This window comes from Gordonia sp. 11cp (assembly GCF_057767225.1).
Map to the genome: position 1 here is coordinate 62,089 of NZ_CM173437.1, position 15,010 is coordinate 77,098.

General features: G+C 68.0%; 12 protein-coding genes and 1 pseudogene. 9 read left to right on the top strand and 4 right to left on the bottom strand.

Translation table 11 applies throughout. The features are described from left to right. Nucleotides 1–34: 34 nt before the first annotated feature. Entirely contained in the window at nt 35–955 is a 921-nt protein-coding gene (locus AC3B6C_RS00275; protein WP_055475563.1) for a ParA family protein, read from the bottom strand. Between the two features lie 388 nt (nt 956–1,343). On the opposite strand from AC3B6C_RS00275, the gene AC3B6C_RS00280 reads away from it, so the two are divergent. From AC3B6C_RS00280 to AC3B6C_RS00295, 4 genes are all read left to right on the top strand, one after another. Beyond that, complete coding sequence (locus AC3B6C_RS00280) at nt 1,344–1,985, top strand: hypothetical protein (protein WP_488374502.1); 642 nt, start codon at nt 1,344–1,346, stop codon at nt 1,983–1,985. A 71-nt stretch (nt 1,986–2,056) separates the two neighbouring features. Beyond that, nucleotides 2,057–3,892, top strand: coding sequence for a hypothetical protein (locus tag AC3B6C_RS00285; RefSeq protein WP_488374503.1), 1,836 nt, complete (start codon nt 2,057–2,059; stop codon nt 3,890–3,892). Beyond that, entirely contained in the window at nt 3,889–4,149 is a 261-nt protein-coding gene (locus tag AC3B6C_RS00290) for a hypothetical protein (protein WP_488374504.1), read from the top strand. Before AC3B6C_RS00285 ends, AC3B6C_RS00290 begins: the two co-directional genes overlap by 4 nt. Beyond that, nucleotides 4,124–5,473 (top strand): hypothetical protein, encoded by a 1,350-nt coding sequence (locus AC3B6C_RS00295; RefSeq protein ID WP_488374505.1) that lies wholly within the window; start codon nt 4,124–4,126, stop codon nt 5,471–5,473. Before AC3B6C_RS00290 ends, AC3B6C_RS00295 begins: the two co-directional genes overlap by 26 nt. A gap of 8 nt (nt 5,474–5,481) precedes the next feature. Here the strand turns inward: AC3B6C_RS00295 and AC3B6C_RS00300 are convergent, their stop codons facing one another. Both AC3B6C_RS00300 and AC3B6C_RS00305 read right to left on the bottom strand, forming a co-directional pair. Next, nucleotides 5,482–5,679, bottom strand: a complete 198-nt coding sequence (locus tag AC3B6C_RS00300; RefSeq protein ID WP_010843904.1) for a hypothetical protein — start codon at nt 5,677–5,679, stop codon at nt 5,482–5,484. Between the two features lie 101 nt (nt 5,680–5,780). Beyond that, nucleotides 5,781–6,254: an NUDIX hydrolase gene (locus tag AC3B6C_RS00305; RefSeq protein ID WP_488374507.1), complete on the bottom strand. Its 474-nt coding sequence runs from the start codon at nt 6,252–6,254 to the stop codon at nt 5,781–5,783. Nucleotides 6,255–6,337: 83 nt separating this feature from the next. Between AC3B6C_RS00305 and AC3B6C_RS00310 the strand changes: the two genes are divergently transcribed. Both AC3B6C_RS00310 and acmB read left to right on the top strand, forming a co-directional pair. Then, entirely contained in the window at nt 6,338–7,534 is a 1,197-nt protein-coding gene (locus AC3B6C_RS00310) for a pyridoxal phosphate-dependent aminotransferase (protein WP_055475568.1), read from the top strand. Between the two features lie 14 nt (nt 7,535–7,548). Then, complete coding sequence (gene acmB / locus AC3B6C_RS00315; protein WP_488374509.1) at nt 7,549–8,760, top strand: methyl acetate hydrolase AcmB; 1,212 nt, start codon at nt 7,549–7,551, stop codon at nt 8,758–8,760. Between the two features lie 145 nt (nt 8,761–8,905). On the opposite strand, the pseudogene AC3B6C_RS00320 reads toward acmB, so the two are convergent. Then, nucleotides 8,906–9,823, bottom strand: a pseudogene (locus tag AC3B6C_RS00320) (DUF222 domain-containing protein); the annotation flags it as partial. Nucleotides 9,824–10,451: 628 nt separating this feature from the next. Here AC3B6C_RS00320 and AC3B6C_RS00325 point away from each other — a divergent pair. The 3 genes from AC3B6C_RS00325 (at nt 10,452) to AC3B6C_RS00335 (ending at nt 14,967) form a co-directional block, all read left to right on the top strand. Continuing rightward, entirely contained in the window at nt 10,452–11,834 is a 1,383-nt protein-coding gene (locus AC3B6C_RS00325) for an FAD-binding oxidoreductase (protein WP_488374511.1), read from the top strand. 33 nt (nt 11,835–11,867) lie between these two features. Then, on the top strand, nt 11,868–13,037 hold the full coding sequence (locus AC3B6C_RS00330; protein ID WP_488374512.1) for a helix-turn-helix transcriptional regulator: 1,170 nt from the start codon (nt 11,868–11,870) through the stop codon (nt 13,035–13,037). 151 nt (nt 13,038–13,188) lie between these two features. Beyond that, nucleotides 13,189–14,967, top strand: a complete 1,779-nt coding sequence (locus AC3B6C_RS00335; RefSeq protein WP_488374513.1) for an acyl-CoA dehydrogenase — start codon at nt 13,189–13,191, stop codon at nt 14,965–14,967. The last annotated feature ends 43 nt before the right edge of the window (nt 14,968–15,010 follow it).

A 15,010-nucleotide genomic window follows, 5' to 3' on the forward strand; every position in this document is an offset into this window, starting at 1 on the left:
CGAGACGCCGCCCGGTCGGTCGGCTGAGACGAATTTAGACGCTTGAGCTGGGCTTCGGCGTCAGTTGACCGAATGGGACGCGGGAACTCGGGAGGGTCGCGGAGAGTTTGGCGCCGGCCTCGACCATGACCGCGCGAGTGAGGTCGCGGAGCTGTTCGTAGTGTCCGTGGTAACCGTATTTCGCGTGCAGGCTGGGCCAGGACGTGAAGTCGGCTGCCGCGCCGATCGCATTGCCCTCGTGCACATAGGTCGGCAGGACGTTCTGGATCGTGGCATCCCGCCGCAGTCGCCGCACCGTGTCCTGATGGAGAGCCGACGACGCCCGGTACTTGCTGATGACGACCCCCAGTTCGACGATGTCGCGTCCCAGTTCGGCACCGAAATCCGCGACCTGACGCTGGATGTGCGGAATCGCATAGGTGGACAGCACATCCGGGATGGTCGGGATCAGATAGCCGGCGGCCATCGCCAATCCGTTGAGGCTGAACGGTCCGACATTGGGCGGACAGTCGATGAGGATGTAGTCGTAATTCCCGGCGATCGGTTCCAGCGCGCTCCGCAGGACCTCCACGGCCGCCAGGTGGTCGTCGGCGGTGACCCGATGGGCGCTCAGCTCCTCGGCCAGCTCGATGAGGTCCAGCGAGGACGGCAGCAGGTCGATTCCGGTGAGTCCACTCACGGTCGAGACATCGCGTTGCACGCTGCCCTCGAGATCGAAGGTCCGGGTGCCGTCGAGCACATCGGCGAACAGCGTGGCGACGGTCTGACGCCTGGCGTTGCACGCGAGCCAACGCTCCTGGCCGATCGTCATGGTCGTCAGATTGGTCTGCGCGTCCAGGTCGACGAGCAGGACCTTCTTGCCGAAGACACCGGCGAGGAAGTCGGCGAGGCCCCCGGTGAGCGTGGTCTTCCCGACCCCGCCCTTGAGGCTGATGGTCGCGATCACCGTCGGCATGGTGTCCCCGGTCTGTTCGGTCGTCCTGGGTCGCGAGTCAGATTACCGATCCCGTGCCGAGGCCACCGGGTGTTCGCTTCCGCGCCATCCGACGTCGACGTACCCGCAACGTGCGAAATAGACGACCATCTCGATGTACACCCTCATTCTGCGGGTATTCCGATGATCTGTAACAATGATTCGGTGAGCATTGACCGGCGATATCCATGAAATGGGTCGGCCGATTCAGAAGCACAGTGAGAAACTCACTCGACACATATTCATGAGAATTCGCCGGAATGCGATATCCCGCGAACACCGACGACCATGCATCTCGATTGTCTCGACCGAGATCACCCCGCACGTTGAGCTCGGCCCGGGCTCAGAACCCACGCGAAAGGACAACCGCATGAGCATCCGAGTCCGAAAGGTCACCGCCGGCCTGGCGGTCTGCGCCGCGGCGGCGATCGGCGCCGCCCACACACCCGATGCCGTGGCCGCGCCGACCGACGTCACCGCGACAGCGTCCGCGGCCGGGAACTCGGTCACCCTGACGGTCACGAACAAGGCCGCGAAACGCATCGGCTGCGAGATCGTCGGCGTCCCGGCGGGCGGCGCCCCGACGAACGTCGTCTTCGGGTACCAGACCCCCGAGGAGCTCGGCGCGCTCATCACCCCCGGGTCGTCGAAGTCGTTGCCGCTGCGAATTTCTCAGGGCACGCCACCCGCCCCCATCGGATCGACGACGATCCCGGACGGCACCTACGACATCTACTGGGGCTGCACCACGATCACGTTGCCGCCGGGCACGGGCGCCACCGAGGAGTTCTGGGGCACGAACCCGCCCCTGACCGGCATGACCCCGACGGTCGCCGCACCGATCCGGGTGACGGTGCCGGGCGGCGCGGCAACACCCCCGGCCCCGGGTCCCGATGCACCGGCGACTCCCGGTCAGCCGATCATCCCCGGACTGCCGGCCATCCCCGGACTCCCCGAGATCGAGTTGCCGGAAGAGATCTGCACGACCTCGTCCTGCGTTCCCATCGGCTGACCCGCCCGGCGTGACCGCCGGTTTGGGCATAGCACTTCCGGTACCCGGGTGCGGTTGTGCATACTTCGACCATGTCAACAACCGATGTCACGCCTCTACATCTCGCCGCCGAAGGTGGCGGGGCGGCTCTCGACCAGGTCTTCCTGATGTCCGCGGTGGCCGCCGTCGTGTCGATCGGTCTGCTCTGGATCGGTTACCTGCACCGCACTCGTAAGATCACCTGGCTGACCACGCTGTCGGAGTGGGCCGGGCGCCGCGTGAACCGCCCGCCGTGGGCTGCCCTGCCGATCTTTCTGTTCACCAGCACGATCATCTGCGCGCTGTTCGGCTTTCTCTGGGACGTCAGCCTGCACATCGGCGACGGCCGCGACGAGGGGCCGCTCGCGAACCCCGCGCACTACTTCATCCTGGTGGGCCTGTTCCTGCTGTTCATCTCCGGCATGCTGTCGGTGTTCCTGCCGTTCGACAAACCCGGCCGCTCGGCGATCCGGATCACCCGCAACTGGTACGCCCCGGTCGGCGGAATCCTGTTGGCCGGCTGCGGTTTCTACGCGTTGCTCGGATTCCCGCTCGACGACGTCTGGCACCGGATCTTCGGCCAGGACGTCACGCTGTGGGGCCCGACGCACCTGATGCTGATCGGTGGTGCGGGTCTGTCGCTCATCGCTGTCGTGATCCTCGACCGTGAGGGCCGGGCCGCGATGGGTCCGGATGCGCCGCAGGACGGACGGGGTCAGTGGCTCGTCCGCTGCCTGGCGTTCGGCGGCCTGGTGATCGGCATGTCGGTCTTCCAGATCGAATACGACTTCGGCGTCGAGCAGTTCCGCCTCGTCCTGCAGCCCATGATGATCGCCGGCGCCGGGGCGTTCGCCCTCGTCGCCGCCCGGATCAGCCTCGGGCCGGGTGCGGCACTCGTCGCGGCGGTGTTCGCGATCCTGCTGCGAGGAGTCGTCGCCGTCGTCGTCGGACCGGCTCTGGGCGCGCCGATCAACGTGTTCCCGCTCTACCTGGGCGCGGCGGTGGTCGTCGAACTGCTTGCGCTGACCCCGCTGCTCAAGCGCCGGGTGCTCTTCGGCGCGGTGGCCGGTCTGGGCGTCGCGACTCTCGGACTCTGGATCGAGTCCTGGTGGATCGCCGCGGCCTATCCGTTCCCGTGGGTCACCGGCATGTGGGGCGAGGCACTGATGATGGCCGTCCCGGTGGGCGTCGTCGCCGGTCTGTGCGGCGGAATGCTCGGCATCGTCAGCGTCGGCGAGCGACTCCCTCGCCGTTGGATCAGCGTCACCGCCGTCGTGCTCTCGGTGCTGGTGATCGGCGGCGCCGTCGCCAACGGACTGCGGGTTTCCGTCCCCGCGGACACCACTGCACGCATCGTCCTGACCCCGGCCGGCCCGAACGCGGCGGCCGACCAGAACGTCACGGCCGAGGTCTTCCTCGAGCCCACCGATGCGCTCAGCGACGACCCCGAGTGGGTCACGTTGATGTCCTGGCAGGGCGGGATCGACAACGACCGCGGCATCGTCATCGACCGGCTCGAGCGCGTGGGTCCCAACCGGTTCCGGTCCACCGAACCGATGCCGGTGTCGGGTTCGTGGAAGACCATCCTGCGCGTGCAGGACGGGACCACCATGGCCGGCGTCCCGGTGTACCTGCCGGCGGACCCCGCCATCGGTGCGGAAGGTGAACCCGCGCAGCAATCGTCGACGAAACCGTTCGTCGCCGAGATCTCGATCCTGCAGCGCGAGCGCACCTTCGACTACCCGTCGTGGCTGTTCGGCGCCGCGTCCCTGGTGGTGCTCGTGTGTTCACTCCTGCTCATCGCTGCGCTGTCCTGGGGAGCCGGCCGGGTGAACGCGCGTGAGGCGACCTCGGGCGCGCGGAAGCCAGAACTCCAGCCGCAGCCGTGATCGGTTCCGCGGCCGGCCCCGCCGTCCACCACCTCGCAACGCATCCACTCGTGCTGGCCCTGCCGGCGGTGATCCCCGCGTTCCTGGTGGTGGGTGTCATCGTCACGATCGCGATCATCGACCGCCGCCGAGGGGACGAGGACGACACCGACGACGACGCACCCGACGACACCGCTGCCGATCGCGCCACCCACCCCGAGCCCACCGCTCCCCCGACCCGGAACGAGGCCGATGACCCCGCCCGCGAGGCCGACTGACGCTCTGCTCGCCCACGGGCTGGGTGGTTCGGAGTACCTGCCGGTTCCGCTGACCGCGGTGTTGATCGGCGGCGCCTGGGCGTTGACGATCTCGTTCGCGGTCATCGCCTTCGCCTGGCGCACACCACGTTACGGGCGACCGGACGCCGGTCGAGAGCTGCCGCCATGGGTGACGAGGACCGTCGACAACCGCTGGGTTCGCGGCGTGATCAGCGGCATCGCCCTGGTTCTCACGGTGTGGCTGATCGTGTCCGCCTTCGGGCCTGACACCGACGACAATCCCCTGCCCGGCGCATTCTATGTGCTGCTCTGGGTCGGAATGACCGTGCTGTCGGCGCTTCTCGGACCGGTCTGGCGACTGCTGTCGCCGGTCCGGACCGTTCTGCGGGTGGTCCGGAAGGTCGCCGGCCCACGAGTCGTCGGGCTCACGGATTATCCGCGCCGGCTGGGGTGGTGGCCTGCGGCGGCGGGCCTGTTCGCCTTCGTCTGGCTGGAACTGGCGTCCCCCGACCCGAGTTCGGTGTCGTCGGTGCGGATCTGGCTGATCTGTTATCTCGTGATCACGCTCGCCGGTGGCGTCGTCTACGGGCTGCGCTGGACAGCGGACGCGGACCCGTTCGCGGTGTACAGCACAGTGGCGTCGCGACTCTCGCCATTCGCCCGGAACAGCGAGGGCCGGGTGATCGCGCGGAGTCCGATGAACTCGCTGCCCACGCTGCCGGTGCTCCCGGGCACCGTGACGGTCCTCGCGATCCTGCTCGGCTCCACCGCATTCGACAGTTTCTCGGCGATCCCGCTGTGGCAGGACCTCGTCGCCGAGGGAGCCGACGGCAGTCAGATGATCGCCACGCTGTACGCGACCGCCGGTCTGCTGGTGTTCGTCGGTGTCGTCGCGGTGACGTTCTGGACGGCCGCCCGTGCGGTGGGCGGCGTGCAACCGGACCTCCGACGCCGCCTGCCGGGACTGATGGCGCACTCGCTCGTCCCGATCGTGATCGGCTACATCCTCGCGCACTACCTGCAGTCGCTGGTCGAGCAAGGCCAGGAGGCCGTCCTCGCGCTGGGCGATCCGCTCGGCCGGGGCTGGAATGTGTTGTGGCTCACCGATGCCCACCCGGTCTATGTGATGTCGGATCACCCGACCGTCACCGTGACACTCAAGGTGGCGTTCGTGCTCGGCGGACACCTGCTCGGAGTCGCCGCGGCGCACGACGCGTCGTTGCGGCTCCTACCCCGCCGGCACCAGCTGACCGGACAGCTCACCATGATGGTGACGATGGTCAGCTACACGTTCCTCGGCCTGTACCTGCTGTTCGGGGGATAGGGCCGAGGTCAGTAGGCGGTCGGCGGCGTGCCCTTCTTGTTCGAACGGAACAGCATGTAGCCGCCGTAGAGGGCGAGTGCGATGAGAGCGATCCAGAAGAGTCCCTCGAGTAGCGGGCCGAGGACGGCCAGCGCGATCAGCGCGACCGCGATGACTCCCAGGACCTTCCAGAAGGTCATGCCGGTGGTGTTCGTCGATGTGCTCATGGGCCCAGTCTGCGCTCGCCGAAGACGGAAAGCGATGGTCGGCGGCACTTCTGGGGCGAACTTCAGGGACTTCCCTGAGGGAGCCCCTACCGGTGGAACCCCTACCGCGCGAACCAGGCCTCGGCGTTGCCGCTGAGGGCCTTCTCGATGCGCAGCGCGGACGTGTCGGTCAGATCCGACGGCAGTTCATCGGGTGCGAACCACGCGACGTCGGAGTTCTCGTCGTCGGCGGGCCGGGCATCGCCGTCGACGTACCGCGCGAGGAAGCAGACGTCGAGATAGCGGGTCTGGTCGCCGTTCGGGTAGGTGATCAGCGGGGTGACGTCGATACTGGTCAGTCGGACGATCTCGGCGGTGACCGCGGTCTCTTCGCGTACCTCGCGCAGGGCGGCCCGCGCCGGTTCCTCGCCCGGTTCGAGGACGCCGGACACGACGGCCCACTGCCCGTTGTCGACGCGCCGGGTCAGCAGCACCCGCCCGGAGTCGTCGAGGACGACGACGCTGACGCCGGACAGCCAGAGTTCGCGGTGACCGACCTGTACTCGCAGATCGCGGATGAATTCGGGGATGGGCACCCCCACATCCTGCCCGTCGAGGTCGGAGATCGCCGGGTGGTGCGGGTCGGACCGCGAATTCCGCGCCGCGCACAATGTGACGCATGAGGATCTCTCGACGCGCCGCAGGGATCGCACCGTTCCAGGCGATGGAGTTCGCGAAACGGGCCGCCGAACTCGAGGCGGCCGGTCATTCCGTCGTGAAACTGAACATCGGCGAGCCCGACTTCGGGGCGCCGCCTGCGGTCCTCGCCGCAGCCCGCGAGGCGACCGGGCGGTCGCTGGCGTACACCGGCGCCCTCGGACTACCGGAATTGCGGGAGGCCATCGCGGACTTCTACGGCCACCATTTCGGGGCCCCGGTGGACCCGGCGCGGGTGGCGGTCACCGCGGGCGCGTCGGCGGCACTCCTGATGGCCTGCGCGGCACTGATCGACCCGGGCGACGAGGTCCTCATCGGCGACCCGTCCTATCCGTGCAACCGCCAGTTCGCGCACGCCTTCGGCGCGCGGGTGAGGCTCCTGCCGACGACCCCCGCCAATCGGTTCCAGCTCACCACCGCCGAGGTCGACGAGGCGTGGACTGACTCCACCCGCGGGGTCATCGTGGCGACGCCGTCGAACCCCACCGGCACGTCGATGCCCTACGAGGAACTCGTGGCGATGTGCGACCTGGCTGCCGCGCGGGACGGATGGTCGATCGTCGACGAGATCTACCTCGGCCTGTCCGATCCCGCCGCGGACGGGCGGCCGCCGCGCAGCGTCCTGGCCACCGAGTCGCCAGGGATCGCCCAGACCGTGGTGGTCAACAGCTTCTCCAAGTACTTCGGGATGACCGGGTGGCGGCTGGGATGGTGCATCGTCCCCGACGAACTGGTGGGAGTGCTGGAACGGCTGGCGCAGAACTTCTACGTGTGCCCACCGACACCGTCGCAGTACGCGGCGTTGGCGTGCTTCACCCCGGACTCGCTCGCGGTCGCCGAACACAACCGCCGCGAGTTCACGCGGCGCAGGCAACTCGTCGTCGACGGACTCGCCGACATCGGTCTCGATGTGCCGGTCATCCCCGACGGCGCGTTCTACGTCTATCTCGACGTCAGCTCCACCGGGCTGACGTCGACCGAGTTCTGCGACCGGGCGCTCGCCGAAGCCCACGTCGCCATGACCCCGGGCAATGACTTCGGGGTCGCGGCCGCGGACCGATACGTCCGGCTGTCCTACGCCGCATCCACCGATGACCTGTCCCTCGCCCTCGAACGGCTTCGCACGTTCGTCGGCGCCGGTCGCGAACCACGTCGATGAGGAGAAGCCGTCACATGAACACCCGACTCCCGGGCACCGTCCGTTCCGACCTCCTCGCCGAGGCGGTGGCTCCGATCCTGACGGCGCGCACCGAGGGCGATCCGCGGGTCCCGGGTGTGGTCGCGGGCGTGACGACCGACGACGAGACGGTGTTCCTGGGCGCGGCCGGCGTACGTGCCCTCGACGACCCCCAGCCGATGACCGTCGACTCGGTGTTCGCACTGTTCTCCGCGACCAAGGCGGTCACCGCGACGGTGGCGCTGCAGCTCGTCGAGGACGGGGACCTCGACCTCCACGCACCGGCGCGTTCTTATGTACCGGACATCGGCGAGCTGCAGGTGATCGAGGGCTTCGACGACGACGGCCAACCCCGCCTCCGCCCGCCGGCCTCCGATGTCACGACACACCAGTTGCTCACGCACACCGCCGGTTTCGGCTACGACTTCTTCAACGAGACCTACCGCCGACTGACCTCGGACCACGGCGTGCCCGCCGTCGCCACGGCGACCGGGGCGTCACTGCGAACCCCCCTGCTGTTCGACCCCGGCACGGACTGGGAGTACGGCTCCGGCCTGGACTGGGTCGGACAGGTCATCGAGGCCGTCGCCGGGCGTCGACTCCGCGAGGCCATGCACGAGCGGGTCCTCGCCCCACTCGGCATGTCCGACACCGGCTTCGCGCTCTCCGACGACGCCCGGAGCAGACGTGCCGTCCTCCACATGCGCAAGCGGGGCGAGCTCGTGCCCAACCACCGTTGGGAACAGCCCGCCGACCCCGAGATCGACATGGGCGGGCAGGGCCTCTGGTCGACGGTCCCCGACTATCTGACCTTCCTGCGGATGTGGTTGCGCGGCGGCCTATCCGACGGCGGGGAGCAGATCCTGCGCCCCGACACCGTCGAGCTCGCGCTACGCAATCAGATCGGGGACCTCGCCGTCAGACGACTCCCCGGAGTGATACCGCCGCTGAGCCACGACGTCGAATTCTTCCCCGGCACACCGAAATCGTGGTCGTACCCGTTCATGATCAACGATGCCGACGCGCCTACCGGGCGCCCGGCCGGGTCCCAGTCGTGGGCCGGGCTGGCCAACCTCTACTACTGGATCGATCCCCACACCCGGCTCGGCGGCTTCTGGGCGACGCAGATCTTCCCGTTCTTCGATCCTGCGTCGGTCGACGGATACCTCGACTTCGAAGCCGCCACGTACCGGGCCCTGACGGACTGACCTCGCGGGGCGACTTCTGTGCCGAATCGGAACGAGTCGTCACTGTGGAGTTGTCAAAGGACCACTGCGGTCCCGAACGAGGTCCGGGTGCGGAAGGTGCTACGCAAAGGTCTGGCGGTCTGGGGGGGTGGCGTCAGGCGGCGGCGTCGAGGACGATTTCGGTCAGCGACCCGTCGCACGACATCTGTTTCGCGCTGGCATGGCTGACAGATCCGGTCCACGGCAAGTTTGCTGGGTCGGCGCCAGTGGCGGGGATGGTCAGCATGAGTTGCGTCCGCGGGGAGCCGATGCTGTCGATGCTCGCACCCAACGCGGCTTGGTCGAGGATGAGTTCGAAGGCGTCGGCGCGTCGTTGGTCGGCGGTGCGTCGGTCGTCGGCTCCGTCGGGTTCGGGTCGTGGGCAGGAGCGTTCGTCGATCATCGACAAGAACTTCTCGCCGATCATCTGAGTGACGTCGACGCGGATGTCGATGCGGCCGTCGTCGGCGGCATGGACGTTGACGGTGTTCAACGACGAGTCGTCGGCGGCGGGAATACCGGTGTCGGTGGCGTCGATGAGCCTGTTGCCGATGGCCCGAGCATGTTTGAGCACTTGCGTCGGCGTCGCACCGGAGAGTGCTTGGCCGAGGAGTTCGATCTCGTACCGGGCGCGCTCGTCTTCGGAAATGGGCTCGGGGCGTCGTCTCTCCATCTCGTTCAAGCCGCGGACGATGGCGTCGACCATCTCGCAGGCCAGTCTTCCGTCGGCAGCATGACGAACGAGTGTGGGTAGCGCGGGCAGCGCGTTGACGCTTCGCATGGTGCGGTGGGCAGCGGCGGGCGCGTGGCCGGTCTCGATCAGCAACTTCGTGGTGGTGCTTCCGGCTCCCTGTGCGACGCCGAGGCTGTCGAGTTGTGCTGTGTGGGTGACGATCTGGTGATCGACTAGGTTCCGGATCAGTCGCAGGGTCTCAAGGGCGTCGAATGTCGCTCTGCCTGTGGGGTCGTCGGCGGGCGGGGTGGTCTCGATGAGCTGATCGAGGAGAGTGACTAGCTCGGGCATGACTCCAAGGTACCGGAACATGCGTTCGATTCCGAGGGATCTCCACAGGCGAGATGTCGCGAAACCGTTGACTGTGCAGCATATTCCGTTGACTGTGCGGTGTATTTCGTTGACTGTGCCTTGACCGTTGACCGTGATGAACTCCAGTCACATTCGTTTTCGGAAAATGTGGTGAACAGTGGTGATTCTGGGTTCGCTCGAACTGGTGGGGAATCGCTTCTGGGGCGAGTCAGTGGCCAGTCGGACGTAAGACAGTTACCGGTTTGGGAGTCACGTCACCAAGTGGCTTCGACTCGGCTCCTCGCTTCGCTCGGTGCCGGCTCAACCAGCGGGGGGTCGGGCGCGGGCTCGACCAATGGGGGTCGAATGCCGGCTCAACCAGCGGGAGTTCGACGGCAGCTCACCAGCGGGGGTCGCTTCGCTCGGTACCGGCTCAACCATCGGGGTCGGGTCGACTGACCGCCGCCCCCCCCCAGAATTCTGGGACGCTCGCGGGCCCAGAACTCTGGCGCGCGGATTTCCCGCGTTCGAGGGATGGCGGGAACAAAAGGGGCTCAGCCATTCTGAGTCCCATGGAGCAGCCGGTCCCGGCGCTCCACCGACACACGCACAGCGTTCATCCCCACGCCCCGATCCCGAAGGAACCATCGTGTCCATCACCTCCGAACCCATCGACTCCACCGACTTCGACGCCCTGCTGTCCGCGGTCGCCGGCCCTGTCCTCACCGCGGCCGACGAGGGTTACACGGGCGAACTGTCCGGCTTCAACCTCGCGGCGATCCCGGCGGCCGACGTGGTCGTCGGTGCGACGAATGCCGCCGACGTCGCCGCCGCCGTGCGGTACGCGCGCTCCAACGGATTGCGTGTCAGCGCGCGGGCCACCGGGCACGGTTCGCCCATCGAGGGCCGCGGCACGGTGGTCGTCACCACCTCCCGGATGACCGAGATCAGCGTCGACCCGGTCACCAGGACCGCTCGCGTCGGCGCCGGCGTGCGGTGGCGCGACGTGGCCGCGGCGACCGCGCCACACGGCCTCACCGGGCTCGTCGGCTCCTCGTCGTCGGTGGGCGTCGTCGGGTACACGCTCGGCGGTGGCCTGAGTCCCCTCGGTCGGCAATTCGGTTACGCCGCCGACCATGTCCGGTCGATCGAGCTCGTCACGGCCGATGGAATCGTCCGCACGGTCGACGCGTCCGCGGGTTCGGACCTGTTCTGGGCACTGCTCGGCGGACGCGACGGCTTCGGCATCGTCACCGCACTCGAGTTCGAATTGTTCGATCTGCCCACGGTCTACGGCGGCGGGATCTTCTTCGCCGGTTCGTCGGCGGGCGACGTCCTGCATGCGTGGCGTGAGTGGGCACCGACCCTGCCCGAGGAGGCCGGCACCTCGGTGGCCATCCTCCGGCTTCCGCCGGACCCCAACCTGCCCCCGCCCCTGCAGGGCCAACTCGCCGTCCACGTGCGTTACACGCACACCGGCGACCCGGCCACTGCGGCCGCGCTGCTGGCGCCGATGCGATCGGCGGGGCCGGTCCTGCTCGAGAACGTCGACGTCCTGCCGACAGCCGCGCTCGACGCGGTGCACATGGACCCGCCCGGCCCGATGCCGAGCGCTGAACGCGGCTGCCTGCTCACCGGTTTCCCGGCGTCGGCCGTGGACGCATTGCTCGCGGTCGCCGGCCCCCAGGTGGCGAGCCCGCTGGCCATCGTCGAGATCCGACTCCTCGGCGGCCGGTTGCGGGCGCCGCAGCGTGTGCCCAACGCCGTCGTCGGTCGCGACGGCGCGTTCTCCGTCATCGCCATCGGCGTGCCCGCGGGCCCGTTGGGTGACCAGGTCGGTGAGCATCTCGCCGCCGTGAACCAGGCGCTCGCCGCCCACTCGTGCGGAGCTCTGCTGAACCTCTCCGGGCGGACCGCCGCCGAACGCGACGCGCTCTGGTCGGCAGACCAGCGAACCCGGTTGGAGACCATCCGCCGGCGGCACGATCCGACCGGCGTCCTCCGACCGGGCGACCCCACTATTGTGGGATAGACATCCGCCGCAGCTCACGGCCACAATTGTCGGATGACATCGAGTCTGACCGCCGAGCGTGTGCGTCGCGACATCGAGGTCGTGGCCCACGCCGGCCTCGGTCTCGACGACTTCTTCGCCGAAACCGTCGCGTCGCTGCGCCGCGCGGTGCCGGTCGACGCGGTCTGCATCGGCACCTTCGATCCCAACACCGTGCTGCTCACCAGCGCCCGCAAATACGGTTCGCTTCTCGGCGAGGATCACCGGGATCCGGACTGGGGGCTCCTCGAATACGGGCAGGTCGAGCCGTCGGCGTTCCGGGAGATGGTTTCCGCCAAGCGTGACGCGGTCGGACTCAATCTGCTCAACCGGGGCGCAACCGAACGGTCGAACCGGATGTCGCAGTTGATGATTCCTGAATACTGCTTCCACGACGAGGCCCGGCTCGTGTTGCGGGACGGCGATCGGGCGTGGGCCGGGATCGCGATGTTCCGCAGCGGCGCGGGGTGCCGGCCGTTCGATGCGGACGAGGTCGCCTTCCTGGGATCGCTCTCCCGCACTCTCGCCTACGGCGTCCGCGTGGGGTTGTTGAGCAGTGTGGTGAGCGGGCCCGAGCGAAGCGGACCGAGCGTGTCACCGGCGGCGGGTCACGGCCCGGCGGTGCTCATCATCGACCGCAACAACGAGATCGTCCAGATGAGTGCCGGGAGTCAGGAACGCATCGCCGACCTCGCGTCCGGCCCGAACGGCGCGGCGGTGATGAACCCGATCTACGGCCTGATCGGGGCCGCACGCCGCTACGGCTCGGGTGAGTCCACCGTTCCGCCGCGTCTGCGGGTGCGGGGCGCCTCGGGCATGTGGCTCGTCATCCACGCATCTCCCCTGTCGTCGGCCGACGGCCGTGTGGGCGAGGTCGTGGTGACGATCGAGGAAGCGCGTCCGCCCGAGATCATCCCGCTGGTCGTCGAGGCGTTCGGACTCACCGCCCGCGAGCGTGACGTCACCCAGATGGTGCTGCAGAGTGTGGCCACCAAGGACATCGCCACCGCCCTGCACGTGTCGGCCTACACGGTGCAGGATCACCTGAAATCCATCTTCGACAAGGCCGGCGTCCGCAGCAGACGCGAACTGATCGCGCGGATCTACTTCGACCAGTACGCCCAGCGCCTCAACGATCCGCTGTTGCCGTCCGGGTCGTTCGCGTCTACTGACGGCGTGCAGTAGCCGTCCAGGCACCGCGTCGTCGGTCCGCACGCAGCCCGCCGCCGAGCCGAGCCGGGGTGTGTCGTCGTGTCCTGGTCCGGCCGGGGCATGATGGACGAGCGGCGGACATTCAGATACCGGCGCCCGCCGCCCGATCGACGAGGAATTTGCGATGAGCACACCCATGTCCCGCCGGGACCTCGAGTTCCTGCTGTACGAATGGCTCGATGTCGAGTCCCTGACCTCGCGCGACCGGTTCGCCGCGCACTCACGCGAGACCTTCGACGCCGTACTCGAACTCAGCGCCGACATCGCGATGAAGTGCTTCGCACCCGCCAACAAGATCGGCGACGCCAACGAGCCCTACATCGGCGACGACGGCAAGGTCGTGCTACCCGACGAAATCGTCGCCGGGCTCGCCGAGTACCGCAAGGCAGGCCTGATCTCCGCCTCCTTCGACGAGGAACTCGGCGGCATGCAATTGCCGACCGTCATCCGCCAGGCATCGGCCGTGTGGTTCCAGGCCGCCAACGCCGCCATGTCGTCGTACAACTTCCTCACCATGGGCAACGCCAACCTGCTCGCCGAATACGCCACCGAGGAGCAGCGCGAGACCTGGGTCCGTCCCCTCGTCGAAGGCCGCTTCTCCGGCACCATGTGCCTGTCCGAACCGCAGGCCGGGTCGTCGCTGGCCGACATCACCACCAAGGCCGAACCCGCAGGCGACGGCACCTACCGGATCACCGGCACCAAGATGTGGATCTCGGCCGGCGACCACGAACTCACCGAGAACATCGTCCACCTCGTCTTGGCGAAGATCCCCGGTGGTGGCCCCGGCGTCAAGGGCATCTCACTGTTCATCGTGCCCAAGTACCTCGCCGACGGGACCCGCAACGACGTCGCGCTCGTCGGCCTCAACCACAAGATGGGCAACCGCGCCACCACCAACACCCTGCTCAACTTCGGCGACGGCACGTTCGCCGCCGACCCGACATCCGGCGCTGTTGGTTACCTGGTCGGCGAGGAGCACCGCGGCCTCTCCTACATGTTCCACATGATGAACGAGGCGCGCATCGGTGTCGGATTCCTCGCCACCGCACTGGGTTACGCCGGTTACCGGGCCTCACTCGAGTACGCGAAAGTGCGCACGCAAGGCCGGCCCGTCGACCAGAAAGACCCCTCGACCAAGCCGGTCCCGATCATCGAACACGCCGACGTGCGCCGCATGCTGCTCGCCCAGAAGTCCTATGTCGAGGGCTCTCTCGCGTTCGGGCTGTACTGCAGCACCCTCGTCGACGAGGCGGCGACCGCGGCCGACCCCGCCGAACGCGATCGGTTGAACCTGTTGCTCGAGGTGCTCACCCCGATCGCGAAGAGCTGGCCCTCCCAATGGTGTCTCGAGGCCAACAGCCTCGCGATCCAGGTCCACGGTGGTTACGGCTACACCCGCGAATTCGACGTCGAGCAGTACTACCGGGACAACCGGCTCAACCCGATACACGAAGGCGCACACGGCATCCATGGACTCGACCTCCTCGGGCGCAAGGTGATCATGCAGGGCGGCGCCGGACTCGCCGGCCTGGCCCAGACCATCGAGACCACCGTCGGACGCGCACGTGGGGTCGACGGACTCGCCGATCACGCCGAGGCGCTGCACTCCGCGGTGGACCGCCTGATGAAGGTGACCGCGCACATCTGGTCGGCAGGCGACCCCAAACTGTCACTGGCCAACGCGACCGTCTACCTGGAGACGGCCGGACACATCGTGATCGCCTGGATGTGGCTCGAGCAGCTCCTCGCGGTCGGCACCCGGACCGGCGATTTCTACGACGGGAAACGTGCTGCCGCGCAGTACTTCTTCCGGTATGAGCTCCCCAAGACCGGTCCCCAGCTCGACCTGCTGACCGCCCTCGACCGCACGACTCTCGACGTCGAACCCGCCTGGTTCTGACGCCTTTTCCTGCCGGCCGGCGCACCGCGTCGGACGTCTTGCC